Genomic DNA, 19,626 nt, shown 5'->3' with positions numbered 1-19,626 from the left:
CCGTCCTTTCGGGACTTGTCGTTTTTATTGCATATGCGAATGTGCGGCCGGGTAGAGATCGGGATGAATTCATGCGTTATTCGGCATATCAGCTTCTAAAACAGGCGCTTTCGGGAAACCGGCATTGGCAACCTGTGTGGCGAACCCCGGAGCCGAAGCCGCATTATGATGTGATCATCGTCGGCGGCGGTGGCCATGGGCTGGCGACGGCCTATTATCTCGCCAAGGAGTTCGGCATCACCAATGTCGCCGTGCTCGAAAAGAGCTATCTTGGCTCCGGCAATGCCGGCCGTAACACCACGATCATCCGCTCCAACTATCTGCTGCCGGGCAACGAGCCCTTCTACGAATTCTCAATGCAGCTTTGGGAAGGGCTGGAGCAGGACTTCAATTACAACGCCATGGTCTCCCAACGCGGCGTCCTGAATCTCTTCCATTCCGATGGCCAGCGCGATGCCTATGCCCGGCGCGGCAATGCGATGCGTATGCATGGGGTCGATGCCGAGCTGCTGAACCGGGATCAGGTCCGCAAGATGATGCCCTATCTCAATTTCGACCACGCGCGCTTTCCGATCCTCGGCGGCCTGCTGCAAGAGCGTGGCGGCACGGCGCGGCACGATGCCGTCGCATGGGGCTATGCGCGTGGCGCCGACAGCCGGGGCGTCGATCTCATCCAGCAATGCGAGGTGATCGGCATTCGTCGGGACGAAAGCGGGGCGGTGACCGGCGTCGAGACGACGCGCGGCTTCATCGGCTGCGGCAAGCTGGCGTTGGCGGCGGCCGGCCACACCTCGATCCTCGGCCAGATGGCGGATCTGGAGCTGCCGATCGAAACCCATGTGCTGCAGGCTTTCGTCTCGGAGGGGCTGAAGCCGGTGATCGACCACGTCATCACCTATGGCGCCGGACATTTCTATATATCGCAGTCGGACAAGGGCGGTTTGGTCTTCGGCGCCGATATCGACTACTACAGCTCCTATGCCCAGCGCGGCAATCTGGCCACCGTTGAGCACACGATGGAGGAAGGGGTGTCGCTGATCCCCGGCCTGTCGCGCGTCCGCGTGCTGCGGACATGGGGCGGGGTGATGGATATGAGCATGGACGGCTCGCCGATCATCGACCGCACGCATATCGACAATCTTTATCTGAACTGCGGCTGGAACTATGGGGGCTTCAAGGCGACGCCGGCCTCCGGTTTCTGCTTCGCGCATCTGATCGCCAAGGGCGAGAGCCATGAGGTCAGCCGCTTCATGCGCCTCGATCGCTTCGAGCGCGGTTTTGTGATCGACGAAAGCGGCAAGGGTCCGCAGCCGAATCTGCATTGAGGGCACGAAACCAATGGCAAGCTTGATCAACTGCCCGCATTGCGGCACGCGCCCGAAGGAAGAGTTCACCATTCGTGGCACCTCGGTCGTCCGTCCGGCATTGTCCGCGCCGGATGAGGACTGGAATCGTTATGTCTATATTCGCGACAACGAGCGCGGGCGCATTTTCGAAGATTGGCATCATGCGGCCGGTTGCCGCCGCTGGCTGATCGTCGAGCGCAGCAATGTCACTCACGAGGTTTTTTCCGTCACCGATGCGGCCGACAAGGCGCGGGAGGCGGCGCAATGACCGCCTATCGTCTCTCCTCCGGCGGCCTCGTCAATCGCAGCCGGCCGCTTTCGTTCAAGTTCGATGGCAAGGATATGAAGGGATTGGAGGGCGATACGCTTGCCGCCGCCCTTCTTGCCAACGACCAGCTGCTCGTCGGCCGCAGCTTCAAATATCACCGGCCGCGCGGTATTTTGACGGCGGGTTCGGCCGAACCGAACGCGCTGGTGACGATCGGCAAGGACGGCCGCACCGAGCCGAACACGCGGGCGACCGTTGCCGAACTCTATCAAGGCCTGACCGCCGTCAGCCAGAATCGCTGGCCGTCGCTGAAATATGATGTTGCCTCGATCAACGGACTGCTGTCGCCCTTCCTTGGCGCCGGCTTCTACTACAAGACTTTCATGTGGCCAGCAGCCTTCTGGGAAAAGGTCTACGAGCCGCTGATCCGCCGCGCCGCCGGTCTCGGCAAGGCGGTAATGGAGCCGGATCCAGATCGTTATGAGAAGGCCTGGGCGCATTGCGACCTGTTGGTGATCGGCTCCGGCCCCGCCGGGCTGATGGCGGCGCTGACGGCGGCGCGTGCCGGTCTGCGCATTATTCTTGCTGACGAAGGATTTCGTCTAGGCGGATCGCTTTTGTCCGAACGGCTGTCGATCGGCGGCGTTTCCGCCGATGCCTTCTTGCATGCAGCGCTCGAGGAACTTCAGAGCTTCGAGAATGTCACCTTGATGCCGCGCACAACGGTGGTCGGCTGGTACGATGACAATGTCTTCGGCGCGGTCGAAAAAGTGCAGAAGCATGTGGCGATGCCGTCGCCAGATCTGCCGGTGGAGCGCCTGTGGCGTATCGCCGCCAAGCGCGCCATCCTTGCGACCGGTGCTGAAGAGCGACCTTTGGTGTTCGGCGGCAATGACAAGCCTGGGGTGATGATGGCCGGCGCGATGCGCAGCTATCTCAATCGCTATGGCGTCGTTGTCGGCCAGAAGGTGGCGGTGTTCACCAATGGCGGCTCCGGTTATCGCACGGCGCAGGATCTGGCCGCCGAAGGTGTCGAGATATCGGCGATCATCGATACGCGCAGCAGCGCATCCGACGTCGCGCCGCAGGGCGTTCGCATCATTCACGGTGGCACCGTGCAAGCGACGAAGGGCAAATATCGCATCAGCGGCGTCATCGCCGATCGTGGCGGCCTGGACGAGCTGATCGCCTGCGATGCGCTGGCCATCTCCGGCGGCTGGTCGCCGATCATCCATCTTGCCTGCCAGCGCGGGGCAAAGCCGGTCTGGTCGGAGGAGAAGCAGGCCTTCATGGCGCCGACGGTCGGCGGCGAGCTGGAGATTGCCGGTTCGGCGGCCGGCATCGATGGCGTTTCGGGCTGTCTTGCCGATGGTGCCGCCAAGGCGCGGCTGGTGATCGCAAGCCTTGGTCGTAAGGCGCAGGCGGCCGAGATGCCGGAAGTGGAAGGCGATTACGATCCGTCCTTCGCGGCGACCTGGCATTTGCCGGGCGCCAAGGACAAGGCCTTCGTCGACTTCCAGAACGACGTGCACACCAAGGATCTGGGCCTGGCACTGCGCGAAGGTTTCGGCCATGCCGAGCATGCCAAGCGCTATACGACCAGCGGCATGGCGACGGATCAGGGCAAGCTCGGCAATGTCAACGCTGCGGGGATCATCGCGGGCATGCGTGGCGTCAGCCCGGCCGCTGTGGGAACGACGACATTCAGGCCTTTCTATACGCCTGTCTCCTTCGGTGCCCTGGCGGGCACGTCGCGCGGCAAGCACGCGCATCCGGTGCGGGAATCGCCGTTGCATGGCTGGGCCAAGAAGAATGGCGCTGTTTTCGTCGAATCCGGCCTTTGGTATCGCTCCTCGTGGTTTGCGCGCGCGGGCGAAAAGACCTGGCGTGACAGCGTCGACCGCGAAGTGCTGAATGTCCGCAGCAATGTCGGTCTTTGCGATGTCTCAACACTCGGAAAGATCGAAATCTTCGGCAAGGATGCCGCCGAGTTTCTCAATCGGCTCTATTCCAACGCTTTCCTGAAGCTGCCGATCGGCAAGGCGCGCTACGGGCTGATGCTGCGCGAAGACGGCATCGTGTTCGACGACGGCACGGCGAGCCATCTATCGCCGAATCACTTCTTCCTCACCACCACGACGGCAATGGCCGGCGAGGTGATGACGCATATGGAGTTCTGCTCCCAGAACCTCTGGCCGCAACTCGATGTACGTTTCGTCTCCTCGTCGGATCAATGGGCGCAGATGGCGATCGCCGGACCGAAGGCGCGGCTGGTTCTGGAACAGATCGTCGAGGACGATATTTCCGATGCGTTCTTCCCGTTCCTCGCCGCCTCGGAGGTGATGCTGAAGGGCGGATTGAAGGCGCGGCTGTTTCGCATCTCCTTCTCCGGTGAACTGGCCTACGAGCTCGCCGTTCCAGCCGGATATGGCGAGGCGGTGGCGGATGCGGTCATGGAGGCGGGCAAGGCGCATGGTATCTGTGCCTATGGTGTCGAGGCGCTGAATGTGCTGCGCATCGAAAAGGGTCATGTCACTCACAACGAACTGGATGGCCGCACCACGCCCGACGATGTCGGTCTTGGCCGGATGATGTCGACGCAGAAGCCGGATTTCATCGGCAAGCGTCTTTCGACCCGCTTCGGCCTGACCGCGGCCGACCGTGGCCAGCTTGTCGGGCTGAAGCCGCTTGAGGCTGGCAAGGAAATCCGGGCCGGCGCGCACCTTCTGAGGGAGGGCGCCAAGCCGTCGACCGCGAATGATCAGGGTCATGTCTCCTCGGCCTGCTTCTCGCCGGTTCTCGATCATTTCATCGCGCTTGCCTTTCTGAAATCAGGCCGCGAGAGGATCGGAGAACATGTGATCGTCTGGGACGGATTGCGTGGTGAGGAAGTGGTTGCCGAGGTCTGCAATCCGGTCTTCGTCGATCCCGATAACAAGAAGCTTTTAGGGTGAGGGTCCGATGAGCGCCGCATATCAAAACAGGCACGTTCTGGAAGATCATATCTCCGGCTTCGAGGCTGAGCCCAATCCGAACCATCTCGCCGTCGTCCGTCACCCTGTCATCTTCTCCGTGCTTGGTCATGCTGGGCAAGAGGACTGGGCGCTGGTGGCGCTGAAGGCGATGCCGGATATTTCCGTTCGCCATGTCGGGCCTGGCGAATGGCTGGCGGTGTCCGAGACGCTCGGCGCGGAGAGCCTGGCGCGCGATCTCGCCATGCTGGATGCGGCCCGCGCTTCCTTCTTCGAGCAGAGCGACGGTCGCGTGGTGCTGCGCCTCTCCGGCCCAAGCGTTCGCCGCATCCTGGCGAAATGCGTGGCGGTTGACCTGCATCCGCAGGTCTTTGCCGAGGGACAGTCGGCCAGCATGTTGTGCTGCCATGTCAGCGCCAATCTCGCCCGCACCGGCCCCGACCGTTTCGAAATCATCGTTCCGCGCTCCTATGCCGGCAGTGTTTTTGAGGAAGTGATGGAGATGGGACGCGAGTTCGCGTTGACGGCCGGCTTCGCCGATTGAGACTGCAATCCGGAACGGTGTAGTGCGGTTTTCCAACGGGGCCATGCGTCCGAAAGCGAATGGCGCGATCCGAACAATCGCGATGGCGCAAACAGACATATCGGTTTCGCAGTTCGGGCTATTTGGCCCTCCGGATAGTCTCTAGGCTGCCCTGCAAATACGGCCGGTCACAGCGGAAAACTCCCTGCGGCTTCGAGCCGAAAACAGGGGATTTCCAGATGAAAAGCCATGCCAGGGTCGTCGTCATCGGCGGTGGGGTCGTCGGATGTTCGGTGCTCTATCACCTGACGAAATTCGGCTGGACTGATGTCGTCCTGTTGGAGCGCTCCGAACTGACGTCGGGTTCGACCTGGCATGCGGCCGGCGGCATGCACACGATCAATGGTGACCCGAATGTCGCCAAGCTGCAGAAATACACGGTCGAGCTTTACAAGGAAATTCAGGAATATTCTGGCCAGGATATCGGTCTGCACATGACCTCCGGCCTCATGCTGGCGGCGACGCCGCAGCGTTTCGACTGGCTGAAGTCGATCCTCGCCAAGGGCCGTTACAACGGCCTGGAGGCGACATTGCTGACGCCGAAGGAAGCGCATGAGATGATGCCGCTTCTGGATCCAGATCAGTTCGTCGGCGCTCTCTACGACCCCGTCGAGGGCCATCTCGACCCCTATGGCACGACGCATGCCTATGCCCGCTCGGCGAAGAAGAACGGCGCCGATATCTATCTGCATACCAAGGTGGAAGAGCTGGTGCAGCGCGAGGACGGCTCCTGGCGAGTGATCACCAATCAGGGCGAGATCATCGCCGAGCATGTCGTCAACGCCGGCGGTCTCTGGGCGCGCGAAGTCGGGCGCATGGTCGGGCTGGAGCTGCCTGTGCTTGCCATGGAGCATATGTATCTGATCACCGAGGACATGCCCGAGGTGATGGACTTCAACAAATCCACCGGCAAGGAGCTGATGCACTGCGTCGATTTCGACGGCGAAATCTATCTGCGCCAGGAGCGGCAGGGCATGCTGATGGGCACCTATGAAAAGGCCTGTCGTCCGTGGTCACCGGTGACCACGCCCTGGGATTTCGGTCACGAGCTGCTGGCCGAAGATATCGAGCGTATCACGCCGGAGCTCGAAGTCGGCTTCCGCCATTTCCCCGCTTTCAACAATGCCGGCATCAAGAAGATCATCAACGGGCCTTTCACCTTCTCGCCGGATGGCAATCCGCTGGTTGGGCCAGTGCGCGGACTGACGAACTATTGGTCGGCCTGCGCCGTCATGGCTGGCTTCAGCCAGGGCGGCGGCGTCGGGCTGGCGCTCGCCAACTGGATGATCCACGGCGATCCGGGCTTTGACGTCTTTGCCATGGATGTCTCGCGCTATGGCGACTATGCGACACTTGCCTACACCAATGCCAAGGTGCGCGAGAACTACACGCGCCGCTTCTCCATCCGCTATCCCAATGAGGAGCTGCCGGCGGCGCGGCCGCTGCTGACGACGCCGATCTACGACAAGCTCAAGGCGGCGGGCGGTGTCTTCGGGGCATATTATGGGCTGGAGCAAGCCTTGTGGTTTGCGCCCGAGGGCGAGGTGGACCAGTTCTCCTGGCGGCGTTCCAACGATTTCGACGTGGTTGGCGTCGAGGCCAAGACAGTCCGCGACAGCGTCGGGCTAATGGAGACCTCCGGTTTCGCCAAATATTCGGTCAAGGGACCGGGCGCGGAAGCCTTTCTCGACCAATTGCTTGCCTGCCGTATTCCGACCATCGGTCGGATGACGCTGGCGCCGATGCTGAAGCATGATGGCAAGCTGATCGGCGACTTCACGCTCGCCAAGCTGGGCGAGGGGGATTTCCTCCTCATCGGCTCGGGCATTGCCGAAGCCTATCATATGCGCTGGTTCGAAGACTTGCTGCCGAAGGACGGCTCGGTGGAGCTGAAGGCGCTCGGCCTGTCGTTGCTCGGCCTCTCCTTCGCCGGACCGAATGCGCGCAAGCTCTTGGAAAAGCTGACGCATCAGGATGTGTCAGCCGCCGCTTTCCCCTTCATGTCCATTCGTCCCATGGATATCGGCATGGCGCCGGCCATTGTCGGTCGCGTCTCCTATACCGGTGATCTCGGCTATGAGATCTGGATGAAGCCGGAGCATCAGCGCTATCTCTTCGATCTGCTGATGGAGGCAGGCGCCGAATTCGGCATCCGGCTTTTTGGCCTGAGGGCGCTGAACGCGCTGCGTCTCGACAAATCCTATGGCAGCTGGGCGCGCGAATATCGCCCGCTCTACGGGCCGTTTGAGGCAGAGCTCGGCCGATTCGTGGCGCTTTCCAAGGAGGCGGACTTCATCGGTAAGGCAGCGGCCGCCAGGGAGAAGGCCGAGGGTGGAGCGATGAGGCTGCGCACTTTCATTCTGGCCGCGAAGGATGCCGACGTCATCGGCGACGAGCCGATTTATCACGAAGGGGCGGTCTGCGGCTGGGTGACCTCGGGCGGCTATGCCCATGCCTCGGGCGTTTCGGTCGCCATTGGCTATGTGCCTAAGGAGATTGCCGACGAGGCGTGGGGGTGGTCGATCGAGCTGCTCGGCGACATGGTGCCGGCGAGGCTGCAACCACTGCCGTTGTTTGATCCCGATGGTGCGCGCATGCGCTCCTGAACGTCAGCCTCGAGCGAATGGAACGGGCTCGCTGGAGAGCCTGTTCCCGAAGAGATATTTTCGGCCTAAACCATCTATTATGCTGTCCTGACTGTTTTTTGAGCTGGAACATGCCGTTTTTCTACCATTTCTGGTTCGATTTGCGCCATTGCACGGTCATTTGAAAAGAATTTGTCAATTTCCTGCCTTTTTGGCTTCACATTTCCTTCGAAAGCAGTATGGAATCGCGCCCAAGGGCCCTCTCGAAAGGAACCTCAATCAATAAGAGATGCGGTCCATAGACTCCGCATCCAGGGGAAATGACATATGGATTATTTTATCCAGCAGCTCCTAAACGGGCTGACTCTCGGGTCTATTTATGGCCTGATCGCCATTGGCTATACCATGGTTTACGGCATCGTCGGCATGATCAACTTTGCCCATGGCGATGTTTTCATGCTCGGTGGCTTCGCCGCTCTCATCACTTATCTGGTTCTTGTATCGTTCTTCGCCGGCCTGCCGGTGGCGGTCTTGCTTCTGGTCATGCTCATCGTTGCCATGTTGATGACGAGCCTGTGGAACTGGGTGATCGAGCGCATCGCTTACAGGCCATTGCGCGGTTCGTTCCGCCTGGCGCCGCTGATCACCGCAATCGGCATGTCGATCGTGCTGTCGAACTTCATCCAGGTGGCTCAGGGTCCGCGTAACAAGCCGATCCCGACGCTGGTGGGCGATGTCTACAACTTCGACGGTGTATCGCTGTCGCTGAAGCAGATCATCATCTTCGTCATCACCGTCGTCCTGCTCGCGGCCTTCTGGTACCTGGTCAACAAGACAGCACTTGGCCGCGCCCAGCGCGCCACGGAGCAGGACCGCAAGATGGCGGCTTTGCTCGGCATCAATGTCGACCGGACCATTTCCGTCACCTTTATCATGGGCGCGGCACTCGCCGCCGTCGCCGGCACGATGTACCTGATGTATTATGGCGTCGCCAATTTCACCGACGGGTTCACCCCCGGTGTCAAGGCGTTCACAGCGGCCGTTCTCGGCGGCATCGGCTCGCTGCCGGGCGCGGTTCTTGGCGGCCTGATGATCGGCTTCATCGAATCGTTCTGGTCGGGCAATTTCGCCATCGCGTATAAGGATGTCGCGACCTATGCCATCCTCGCCTACGTACTGATCTTCAAGCCGACGGGTATCCTCGGACGGCCGGAAGTCGAGAAGGTATAACGCCATGGCAAATTCAAATTTCGTTGTAGGCAAGACCGCGCCCGGCCTTGTCCGGAAAGGGCTTACCGACGCTCTCTGGACGGCGCTCATCACCTTCGGAATGTTCGTGCTCTATATCGGTCTGAAGACTGATCAGAACATCGACAACCAGTTGGTTATCGTTCAGCGCTGGGGTCTTCTGGCATCCATCGTTGCCATTGCGACGGTCGGTCGTTTCTTGGTTACGGTCTTCATCCAGCCTCAACTGGCAGCACGGAAGGCAACCAAGGCAAAGGCGCCGCCGGTCATTGCCGAGCCGGGCTTTGTCTCGAAGAACTTCAACAAGATGGCGCTGGCCTTCTTGCTCGTCTATCCGATGCTGGCGCTGGCGCTTTTCGGCCCACAGGGATCGCTGACCTATGTCGACAATTTCGGCATCCAGATCCTGATCTACGTGATGCTTGCCTGGGGCCTGAACATCGTCGTCGGTCTCGCCGGTCTGCTCGACCTCGGCTACGTGGCGTTCTATGCGGTCGGCGCCTATTCCTACGCGTTGCTGTCGACGCATTTCGGCCTGTCCTTCTGGATCCTGCTACCGCTGTCCGGCATCTTCGCCGCCCTTTGGGGTATGGTCCTCGGCTTTCCGGTGCTGCGCCTGCGCGGTGACTATCTGGCGATCGTGACGCTGGCCTTCGGTGAAATCATCCGCATCGTGCTCACCAACTGGACCGATGTCACCAAGGGCAGCTTCGGTATTTCCAACATCACCAAGGCATCGCTGTTCGGCCTCTACACCTTCGATATGAAGGATCCGCACAACGTCATCAGGACCTTTGGCCTGTCGACCTCGTCGGCCTGGTACAAGATCTTCCTGTTTTACGTCATCCTGGCGCTCTGCGCGTTGACCGCCTATGTGACGATCCGGCTGCGTCGTATGCCGATCGGTCGTGCCTGGGAAGCGTTGCGTGAAGACGAGATCGCCTGCCGCTCGCTCGGCATCAATACCGTGACGACCAAGCTTACGGCCTTTTCCACCGGCGCGATGTTCGGCGGCTTTGCCGGCTCCTTCTTCGCTGCCCGCCAAGGCTTTGTCTCGCCGGAATCCTTCGTGTTCCTTGAATCGGCGGTCATTCTTGCCATCGTCGTTCTCGGTGGCATGGGTTCGCTGAAGGGCATCGCCATTGCCGCGATCGCCATGATTGGCGGCACCGAACTGTTGCGCAGCATGGGCTTCCTCAAGATTATCTTCGGTGCCGACTTTACGCCGGAGCTTTACCGCATGCTGATCTTCGGCCTCGCCATGGTGGTCGTCATGCTGGTGAAACCGCGCGGCTTTGTCGGAACCCGTGAGCCGACCGCCTTCCTCAAGGAGCGAAGAGCAGTGTCCGGCAGCTTTACCAAGGAGGGCCACGGCTGATGAACGCTGTGACCACAACCCCCGACGACGTCCTGCTGAAGGTCGATCATCTCTCGATGCGCTTCGGCGGCCTGATGGCCATCAACGACTTCTCCTTCGAGGCCAAGCGCGGCGACATCACCGCGCTGATCGGACCGAACGGGGCAGGCAAGACCACCGTGTTCAACTGCATCACCGGCTTCTACAAGCCGACGATGGGGATGATCACGCTCCACCAGAAGAGCGGCAAGGAGTATCTCCTTGAGCGGCTGCCGGATTTCCGGATCACCCGCGAAGCCAAGGTGGCGCGTACGTTCCAGAACATCCGTTTGTTCTCCGGCCTGACCGTGCTCGAAAACCTTCTGGTGGCGCAGCACAACAAGTTGATGAAGGCATCCGGCTATACGGTGCTCGGCCTGCTCGGCATCGGCAAGTATCGCGCTGAGGCCAAGAATGCCATCGAACTGGCGCGCTTCTGGCTGGAGAAGGCCGATCTCATCGATCGCGCCGACGATCCTGCTGGCGATCTTCCCTATGGCGCGCAGCGCCGCCTGGAAATCGCCCGCGCCATGTGCACCGGTCCGGAACTTTTGTGCCTGGACGAGCCGGCCGCCGGTCTCAACCCGCGCGAATCACTTGTTCTCAACGAGTTCCTGCGCAACATCCGCAAGGATGCCGGCACGTCGATCCTGTTGATCGAGCATGACATGTCGGTGGTAATGGAAATCTCCGATCATGTGGTCGTGCTCGAATACGGACAAAAGATTGCCGACGGCACGCCGGACCAGGTCAAGAACGATCCGAGAGTGATCGCGGCCTATCTCGGCGTCGAGGATGAAGAAGTGGAAGAGGTTATCGCCGAAGTCGAGCACCTCCAGGAGGGTGAACACTGATGACGGGCCAACCGCTTCTGAAAGTTGACGGCGTCGAAACCTATTATGGCAATATCCGCGCCCTTGCCGGCGTCAATGTCGAAGTCAACAGCGGCGAGATCGTCAGCCTGATCGGCGCCAATGGCGCCGGCAAGTCGACGCTGATGATGACGATCTGCGGCAGTCCGCAGGCCCGCGCTGGTTCGGTGACCTTCGACGGCCAGGACATCACCCGCATGCCGACGCATGAGATCGCCCGGCTGCGCATTGCGCAGTCACCGGAAGGACGACGCATCTTCCCGCGCATGACGGTCTATGAAAACCTGCAGATGGGCGCGAGCCTCGACAAGCTCAAATATTTCAATGAGGACGTCGAGAAGATCTTTACCCTGTTCCCGCGCCTGAAGGAGCGCCAGTCGCAGCGCGGCGGCACGCTGTCGGGTGGCGAGCAGCAGATGCTGTCGATCGGTCGCGCGCTGATGGCGCGTCCGAAGCTGCTTTTGCTCGATGAGCCCTCGCTGGGCCTTGCACCGTTGATCGTCAAGGGTATCTTCGAGGCCATCAAGGTTTTGAACAAGACCCAGGGACTGACCGTCTTCCTCGTCGAGCAGAACGCCTTTGCGGCGCTGAAACTCTCCGACCGCGGCTATGTCATGGTCAATGGCCGGGTGACAATGAGCGGCTCGGGCAGGGAGTTGCTCGCCAATCCCGAAGTGCGCGCGGCCTATCTCGAAGGTGGCCACCATTGAGCCCCGTTTCGCGGAGAATTTGATATGCAGGGACTTTTCATCGATAGCGATACCGGCGGCCGCATGATCATCCGCACGGTCATCGTGCTCCTGGGTTTCTGGACTGCATGGCGTGCCGGCCGCGCCGTGGCGTCCAACTGGAACTCTTATCCGCTCGCGGTCATCTATACGTTCATGATCGGGCTTGCGCTGCAATTCCTGCATCACGCGCTGTTCAATGGGCCGGTGTTCGACCTTCTCAACTATATCGTCGACGTGGCTCTTCTGCTCGTCTTCGCCACCGCCGGATATCGTTACCGGCGCACGGATCAGATGGTGAATAATTATTATTGGCTCTATGAAAAGACCTCGGCCTTTTCATGGAAGAAGAAGAATTGACACCGCGCTGAAACTGGGCACAGTCTGAATACCAAGCTGGAAATGCTCGCGAAATCGCTTAACATATTTCGAGAACATACTTTCCAGGCGTTAAGAGGCAAATATACCGGCGCGATGGTTGGTGGGTATTGCGCAGGGCAAAGCAAACGGAACCCGCTTAAAAAATTGGGAGTAACAATATGAAGAAGTATCTCATGTCGGCCGTGGCTCTGTCGGCGATGATCGCTTTCAGCGGCGTTGCGAAGGCTGACATCCTCCTTGGCGTCGGCGGTCCGTTGACAGGCCCGAATGCTGCCTTCGGTGCTCAGCTCCAGAAGGGTGCCGAACAGGCTGTTGCCGACATCAATGCAGCCGGCGGCATCAATGGCGAAAAGCTCAAGCTCGAACTCGGCGACGACGTTTCCGACGCCAAGCAGGGCGTTTCGGTTGCCAACAAGTTCGTCGCTGACGGTGTGAAGTTCGTGGTCGGTCACTTCAACTCGGGCGTTTCCATCCCGGCTTCGGAAGTCTACGCCGAAAACGGCATTCTGCAGATCACTCCCGCTTCGACCAATCCGACCTTTACTGAGCGCGGCCTGTGGAACACCTTCCGTACTTGCGGTCGCGACGACCAGCAGGGTGCAGTCGCCGGCAAGTACATCGCCGACAACTTCAAGGGCGCCAAGGTTGCTGTCGTTCACGACAAGACCCCCTATGGCCAGGGCCTTGCCGACGAAACCAAGAAGAACCTCAACGCCGCTGGCGTGAAGGAAGTTCTCTATGAAGGCATCACCCCTGGTGACAAGGACTACTCGGCCCTCATCGCCAAGATGAAGGATGCCGGCGTCGATTTCGTCTACTACGGCGGTCTGCACACCGAAGCCGGCCTGATCCTGCGTCAGCTGGCTGACCAGGGTGTCAAGGCACACTTCATGTCCGGTGATGGTATCGTCTCGAACGAACTGGCTTCGATCGCTGGCGACGCTGTTGACGGCACGCTGATGACCTTCGCTCCCGATCCGCGCAAGAACCCGGCTTCCACCGACCTCGTCGCCAAGTTCCGCGCTGCGGGCTACGAGCCGGAAGGCTACACGCTCTACGCCTACTCTGCCGTACAGGTCATTGCCGACGCCGCCAAGGCTGCCGGCTCCAACGACCCGATGGCTGTTGCTGACGCGCTGAAGGCAAAGGGTCCGTTCAAGACCGCCATCGGCGAACTCGGCTTCAACGCGAAGGGCGACATCACCCGTCCGGACTACGTCATGTACAAGTGGTCCAAGGGTGCCGACGGCAAGTACACCTACGACGAAATCTCGAAGTAATCTTTGAGACGCCGGTTTTCGGCGATGCGTTCGATCTGGGGAGCCCGGCCATTGGCCGGGCTTCTTTCGTTCGGGGCTGCGAACCGCTGGATCGGGGGAAGTCTCTTCACACCGCAAGCGGGAGGAGGGAGCAGTCTTATCTACATCTCATGCAGCACATGCGCTGCCTTGACGGCGGCGGAGGCCCGGTTTTCGACGCCGAGCTTCACATAGATCTGCTCCAGATGCTTGTTCACCGTCCGAGCGGAGAGACCGAGAATTTCGCCGATATCGCGATTGGACTTACCCTTGGCGATCCAGAGAAGCACTTCGGATTCGCGCTGGGTAAGCGAGAAATGCTGGCGCAATACGCCGTCATCGGCGCGCTGGTTGGTGGCGGTGAGGCGGAAGAGATATTCGTCCGGGCCGATGGCACCGAGAAAGGCGAATTGCAGGGCGGCTTGGCCGCCATTGCTGATCGAGACCAGGTTGTCGCGCGCCGAGCCGAGCCGGGCGCGTTCGCTCATAAAGGCGGCGATGTGCTTCACGACAAGCTCCAGCCCGTCGTCACTGCCGGTGGCGGCGTTGATCAGGCGGGTTGCCTGCGGCGTCGACCAATGGATCGCGCCATCGCCCTTGACCGCCAGCAGGTGCCGTCCGGCAGCATCGAGCGCCACCCGGGCACTCTGGGCGGAGCGGGCATTGCGCAGGTGGACACGGATGCGGGCGCGCAGCTCGTCGACGTTGATCGGCTTGGAGAGATAGTCGACCCCGCCGGATTCCAGCGCGTGCACCACATGTTCGGTCTCGGTCAGCCCGGTCATGAAGATGACCGGGATTTGAGCGACGCCGACATTGGCCTTCAGCCGCCGGCAGGTCTCGAAGCCATCCATCGAAGGCATGACGGCGTCCAGCAGGATCAGGTCCGGCGTGATGCGCTCGACGATGTTCAACGCCGCCGATCCCGAGGTGGCGATCAGCACCGAGAAGCCTGACTGTTCCAGGGCATCGGTCAGGAATCCGAGTGCCTCCGGCGAATCGTCCACGAGCAAGACTATATCGCGGGGAAGGGCGGGCTCAGCCAATCGGTTCTACCTTTTCGTTGTCGAATTTGCTCAGGAAATCCAGGAATCCGTCAAGGTTGAAGGCCTGGACATAGGTGCGTAGAGCATCGGTGAAGGGTTGGTTTTCATCCAGCTTGGCAAGGTCCGCGAGCTTCGCCTCGATACCCCTGACATAGCCGATTTCGCCGAGCCGTATCAACTCGCGCACATGCTCTATCCCAGGGCTCTTCATCGGCAGCGGCGGCTTCGGCAGGACCGGCGCGGAAGCATCGGCATAGACCCATTTCAGGCCGAGATGCAGCGCAAGCTTGTCGCGCAACTGGCGGATATCGATCGGCTTGGCGATTGCGTCATTATGGCTGTCGTCGCTGCCCTTGGCGGCGGCGCTGTCGCCGATATTGGCCGATAGCATCAGGATCGGCGCCATCTGGCCGCTCTCTCTCAGCCGCGAGACCAGCTGCCAGCCGTTCATGCCCGGCATGGAGATATCGACGAGGAAGAGATCGGGCTTGATGCCCTCGATCAGCGTCAGACAGTCCGGGCCGCCAGTCGCCGTCAGCACGATGAAATCGAGCGGCGATAGCACCTCGCGCATCAGCTCGCGATGGTCCTCATTGTCGTCGACGACGACGATGGTGCGGCGCGGGCCTTCATAGCCGATAATCCGCTGTTCCTGTGCCGGCGGCTTCATCGGCCGGAGCACCGCCGACAGCATCAGGCGCACCTTGAAGGTCGAGCCCTTGTCTTTCTCGCTAACGACGGCGATCTCGCCGCCGAGCGTGTTGGTGAGCAGTTGCGTGATGGTGAGACCAAGGCCGAGGCCCGGCATCGGGCGGATGCTCTCGGCCTCGCCGCGCTGGAAGGGTTCGTAGATGCGGGTGAGGTCCTTTTCGGCGATGCCGCGGCCGGTATCGGCAATCGTGAAGGTCGCGACCTGGCTGCGATAGCCGACCTCGAAGCGAACGCTACCGGTATCGGTGAACTTGATGGCATTGGAGAGCAGGTTGACGAGGATCTGCCGCAACCGCTTCTCGTCAGTGCGGACATAGTCGGGCAGGGCGGCGGTGGGTTCGTAAACGAAGACAAGACCCTTGGCCTGTGCCTGCGGGCGGAACATGTCGACGATCTGGTCGAGAAAATCCTTGATGTTGATCTCGTTGGAATAGACCTGCAGGCGACCGGCTTCGATCTTGGAAATATCCAGCAACCCGTCGATCAGGCCCGACAGGTGCTCGGCGCTGCGGCGGATGACTTTCAGTGAGGATTGTCGCGGCGCCGGAATGGTCTCGTCGCGCTCGAGGATCTGGGCATAACCGAGCACGGCGTTGAGCGGCGTGCGCAATTCGTGGCTCAAGCCCACGACGTAGCGGCTCTTGGCGCGGTTCGCGGCCTCCGCCGTCTCCTTGGCGCTCTGCAAGGCGGCGTCCGTCTTCTTGTGTGCGGCGATTTCTTTCAGCAGCAGCGTGTTCTGGCGCGAGGATTCTTCCTCGGCAACGACGCGGCTGTCGTGGGCCAGCACGTAGAACCAGCAGACGACGCCAGCGATGACGGCGAAGACGAAGAAGACGATCAGGATGGTACGGTCGACCACCTGCGCCGTCTCGGGCGAGGCGGAGCCGACCTGATGGGCGATCATTGCGAGGATGGCGCCGACGGCCGTCAGTGCCACGGCAACGGCAATGCCGTAGCGGCCGAGGCGGGTAGCAAGCTTGGCGACGATGGTTGCCGGCAGCAGCGTCTTGGCGACGGTGCCGATCTGCGTGTTGAGCCGCGCCTTTGGCTTGCACATGTCGTGGCAGCGACTGTCGAGCGAGCAGCAGAGCGAGCAGATAGGGGCTGCATAGGCCGGGCACCAGGCCATGTCCTCCGGCTCGAAAGGATGTTCGCAGATCGAACAGGTGATGGTGCTGAGGTTCTTCCAGCTCTGGCGCGGCTTGCGGGCGAGATAGAACTTACCCTTGGTCGCCCAGGCGATGGTGGGCGAGGCGATCAGCGCGATGACCAGGGTGATATAGGGAGCGAGCGAGGCGGCAACCGCGCCGAAAACGCCGAAATGGGCGATCAGCGAGATCGTTGCCGACAGCGCCATGGCGCCGAGGCCAACCGGATTGATATCGTAGAGATGGGCGCGCTTGAACTCGATGCCGGGCGGAGCAAGGCCCAGCGGCTTGTTGATGAAGAGATCGGCGGAGATGGTGCAGAGCCAGGCCATGGCGATGATCGAGAAGATGCCGAGCGTCTCCTCCAGCAGCTTGTAGATGCCGAGCTCCATCAATAGCAGGGCGATGGCGACGTTGAAGATCAGCCAGATGACGCGGCCGGGATGGCTGTGGGTCAGCCGGGAGAAGAAATTCGACCAGGCAAGCGATCCCGCATAGGCGTTCATCACATTGATCTTCAACTGCGAGACCATGACGAAGGAGACCATCAGCAGCAGGGCTGCATTGTGCCAGGGGATCATGTAGCCGAAGGCGGTGAGATACATCTGCGCCGGGTCGGCGGCGCGATCGGCCGGCACGCCCGAACTCAAGGTCAGGACGACAAGAAACGAGCCGGCCAGCAGCTTCGGCGCGCCGATGATCACCCAGCCGGGGCCGGCGAGGAAGATCACCAGGCGGTGCCGCCACTTGCGATGGCCTTCCGGCGGCAGGAAGCGCAGGAAGTCGGCCTGCTCGCCAATCTGCGACATCAACGCCAGGATGACGGCGGAGGCCGCGCCGAATTCGACGAGATTGAAGGGAGCAGCGCTTCCGGGCACGCCCGAGGTATGATGGATGCCCGCGAAAGCCCGCCAGAGGTCGAATTTCCCCCAGTCGGAGAAGGCGATGAAGACGAAGGGTAGGATGTTGAGGACGATCCAGAACGGCTGCGTCAGCAGCTGGAACCGGCTGATCAGGCTAACGCCGTGCGTGACCAACGGAATAACCATGACGGCGCTGATGATGTAGCCAATCCACAAGGGTATGCCGAGCGTCAGCTCGAGCGCTCCCGACATGATGGATGCCTCGATCGCAAACAGCATGAAGGTGAAGCTGGCATAGATCAGCGAGGTGATGGTCGAGCCGATATAGCCGAAGCTTGCGCCGCGGGTCAGCAAATCGATGTCGACACCGTGGCGGATGGCGTAGCGGCTGATCGGCAGGCCGATTGCCAGCATGGCGATGCTGGCGACGATGATGGCGTAGAAGGCGTTGGTGGTGCCGTAGGAGAGCGTGATGGCGCCGCCGATCGCCTCCAGCGCCAGGAAGGAGATAGCGCCGATTGCCGTCTGCGAGATGCGCTGCGAGGAGAATTGCCGGGCGCTCTTTGCGGTGAAGCGCAGGGCATAGTCTTCCAGCGTCTGGTTCGCGACCCAGCGATTATATTCGCGTCTTACCGGAATGATGCGTTGCCGCGCTGCCATGCCAACCCTTCAGCAGTTCCGCCACAGTATTCCGGCGGTAGAGAGATGTCGTAACACGGATCGATACGGCGCTTAAGGGCATGAGAGTGGCATAGACTGCACATTTCGCCCCGGCGTCTACGTCATATTACGTATGTGGTTTCCCCCGGTGCTGCCGGATATTCCGGGCAGGCAACGGTTAATCTTCGTTTACGAGCCGTTGCGGCAGATAAAAAGAGGGGAACTAAACATGAAATTGAAGACTCTCGTCTCCGGCGCGCTTTTGGGCGCCATCATGTCGACAACGGCATTCCATGGAGCCTTTGCTGCCGACGACACCATCAAGGTCGGCGTTCTCCACTCGCTTTCGGGCACCATGGCAATTTCGGAAACGACGCTGAAAGACGCCATGCTGATGCTCATCGACGAGCAGAACAAGAAGGGCGGCGTTCTCGGCAAGAAGCTTGAGCCCGTCGTCGTCGACCCGGCATCCGATTGGCCGCTATTTGCCGAAAAGGCGCGCGAGCTGATCCAGAAGGACAAGGTTTCGGCCGTGTTCGGTTGCTGGACCTCGGTGTCGCGCAAGTCGGTCCTGCCGGTGTTCAAGGAACTGGACTCGATCCTGTTCTACCCTGTGCAATTCGAAGGTGAAGAGTCCGAGCGCAACGTTTTCTACACGGGCGCTGCTCCGAACCAGCAGGCTATCCCCGCCGTCGATTATCTGATGAAGAACGAAGGCGTGCAGCGCTGGGTTCTGGAAGGGACCGACTACGTCTACCCGCGCACGACCAACAAGATCCTCGAAGCCTATCTGAAGTCCAAGGGCGTCAAGGACGAAGACATCATCACCAATTACACGCCGTTCGGTTTCTCCGACTGGCAGACGGAAGTCTCGAAGATCAAGGCTTTCGGCGCCGCCGGCAAGAAGACCGCGGTCGTCTCCACCATCAACGGCGACGCCAATGTTCCCTTCTACAAGGAACTCGGCAACCAGGGCGTCAAGGCGGAAGACATTCCGGTTGTCGCCTTCTCGGTCGGCGAAGAAGAGCTGGCCGGCGTCGACACCAAGCCGCTGGTCGGCCATCTCGCCGCCTGGAACTACTTCCAGTCCGTCGATACACCCGCCAATGCTGCCTTCATCAAGGAATGGCACGCCTACACCAAGAACGACAAGCGCGTTACCAACGACCCGATGGAAGCCGCCTATATCGGCTTCAACATGTGGGTGAAGGCTGTCGAAAAGGCCGGCACGACCGATCCGGACAAGGTGATCGACGCGCTCGTCGGCGTCTCGGTTCCGAACCTCACCGGCGGCTACGCCACCATGATGCCGAACCACTACATCACCAAGCCGGTACTGATCGGGGAAGTGCAGGAGAATGGCCAGTTCGACGTCGTTTCGCAGACCCCGGAAGTCGTTGGCGATGAATGGTCCGACTTTCTGCCCGACAGCAAGGATCTGATCTCGGATTGGCGTCTGCCAATGAACTGCGGCAACTTCAACGTTGCCACCGGCAAGTGCGGCGGCAAGGGTTCCTGAGT

At 60.7% G+C, this 19,626-nt stretch carries 14 protein-coding genes; 12 read left to right on the top strand and 2 right to left on the bottom strand.

Annotated elements, in window-relative coordinates:
- Nucleotides 1–71 precede the first annotated feature (71 nt).
- From AC1RO0_RS05740 to AC1RO0_RS05690, 11 genes are all read left to right on the top strand, one after another.
- Nucleotides 72–1,325: a sarcosine oxidase subunit beta family protein gene (locus AC1RO0_RS05740; protein ID WP_012652122.1), complete on the top strand. Its 1,254-nt coding sequence runs from the start codon at nt 72–74 to the stop codon at nt 1,323–1,325.
- 13 nt (nt 1,326–1,338) lie between these two features.
- Nucleotides 1,339–1,614 carry a sarcosine oxidase subunit delta gene (locus AC1RO0_RS05735; protein WP_498591927.1) on the top strand — a complete coding sequence of 92 codons (276 nt, stop codon included), beginning with the start codon at nt 1,339–1,341 and terminating at the stop codon, nt 1,612–1,614.
- Nucleotides 1,611–4,568, top strand: a complete 2,958-nt coding sequence (locus AC1RO0_RS05730; protein WP_498591926.1) for a sarcosine oxidase subunit alpha family protein — start codon at nt 1,611–1,613, stop codon at nt 4,566–4,568. Before AC1RO0_RS05735 ends, AC1RO0_RS05730 begins: the two co-directional genes overlap by 4 nt.
- 7 nt (nt 4,569–4,575) lie before the next feature.
- Nucleotides 4,576–5,130, top strand: a complete 555-nt coding sequence (locus AC1RO0_RS05725) for a sarcosine oxidase subunit gamma (protein ID WP_498591925.1) — start codon at nt 4,576–4,578, stop codon at nt 5,128–5,130.
- 218 nt (nt 5,131–5,348) lie between these two features.
- Nucleotides 5,349–7,775 (top strand): GcvT family protein, encoded by a 2,427-nt coding sequence (locus tag AC1RO0_RS05720; protein WP_498591924.1) that lies wholly within the window; start codon nt 5,349–5,351, stop codon nt 7,773–7,775.
- Nucleotides 7,776–8,081: 306 nt separating this feature from the next.
- Nucleotides 8,082–8,984: a branched-chain amino acid ABC transporter permease gene (locus tag AC1RO0_RS05715; RefSeq protein WP_007689941.1), complete on the top strand. Its 903-nt coding sequence runs from the start codon at nt 8,082–8,084 to the stop codon at nt 8,982–8,984.
- 4 nt (nt 8,985–8,988) lie between these two features.
- Nucleotides 8,989–10,380 carry a high-affinity branched-chain amino acid ABC transporter permease LivM gene (gene livM / locus AC1RO0_RS05710; protein WP_498591923.1) on the top strand — a complete coding sequence of 464 codons (1,392 nt, stop codon included), beginning with the start codon at nt 8,989–8,991 and terminating at the stop codon, nt 10,378–10,380.
- A complete protein-coding gene (locus tag AC1RO0_RS05705) occupies nt 10,380–11,252 on the top strand; it encodes an ABC transporter ATP-binding protein (protein ID WP_498591922.1) in 873 nt (290 codons plus the stop codon). The genes livM and AC1RO0_RS05705 overlap by 1 nt, the downstream gene beginning before the upstream one ends.
- The gene (locus AC1RO0_RS05700) at nt 11,252–11,980 is read left to right on the top strand and encodes an ABC transporter ATP-binding protein (RefSeq protein ID WP_007689938.1); all 729 of its coding nucleotides are present in this window, start codon (nt 11,252–11,254) and stop codon (nt 11,978–11,980) included. The genes AC1RO0_RS05705 and AC1RO0_RS05700 overlap by 1 nt, the downstream gene beginning before the upstream one ends.
- A gap of 24 nt (nt 11,981–12,004) precedes the next feature.
- Nucleotides 12,005–12,358 (top strand): DUF6867 family protein, encoded by a 354-nt coding sequence (locus AC1RO0_RS05695; protein ID WP_498591921.1) that lies wholly within the window; start codon nt 12,005–12,007, stop codon nt 12,356–12,358.
- Between the two features lie 179 nt (nt 12,359–12,537).
- Nucleotides 12,538–13,659 carry a branched-chain amino acid ABC transporter substrate-binding protein gene (locus AC1RO0_RS05690; protein ID WP_007689933.1) on the top strand — a complete coding sequence of 374 codons (1,122 nt, stop codon included), beginning with the start codon at nt 12,538–12,540 and terminating at the stop codon, nt 13,657–13,659.
- A gap of 140 nt (nt 13,660–13,799) precedes the next feature.
- On the opposite strand, the gene AC1RO0_RS05685 is transcribed toward AC1RO0_RS05690, so the two are convergent.
- Nucleotides 13,800–14,723 (bottom strand): response regulator, encoded by a 924-nt coding sequence (locus AC1RO0_RS05685; RefSeq protein ID WP_498591920.1) that lies wholly within the window; start codon nt 14,721–14,723, stop codon nt 13,800–13,802.
- Nucleotides 14,716–18,105, bottom strand: a complete 3,390-nt coding sequence (locus tag AC1RO0_RS05680) for a hybrid sensor histidine kinase/response regulator (RefSeq protein WP_498591919.1) — start codon at nt 18,103–18,105, stop codon at nt 14,716–14,718. Before AC1RO0_RS05680 ends, AC1RO0_RS05685 begins: the two co-directional genes overlap by 8 nt.
- A 229-nt stretch (nt 18,106–18,334) precedes the next feature.
- On the opposite strand from AC1RO0_RS05680, the gene urtA reads away from it, so the two are divergent.
- Entirely contained in the window at nt 18,335–19,624 is a 1,290-nt protein-coding gene (gene urtA, locus AC1RO0_RS05675) for an urea ABC transporter substrate-binding protein (RefSeq protein ID WP_007689929.1), read from the top strand.
- The last annotated feature ends 2 nt before the right edge of the window (nt 19,625–19,626 follow it).

The organism is Rhizobium sp. GW821-FHT14E12 (assembly GCF_058803745.1).
This window is presented reverse-complemented; position numbering and strand designations above follow the sequence as displayed.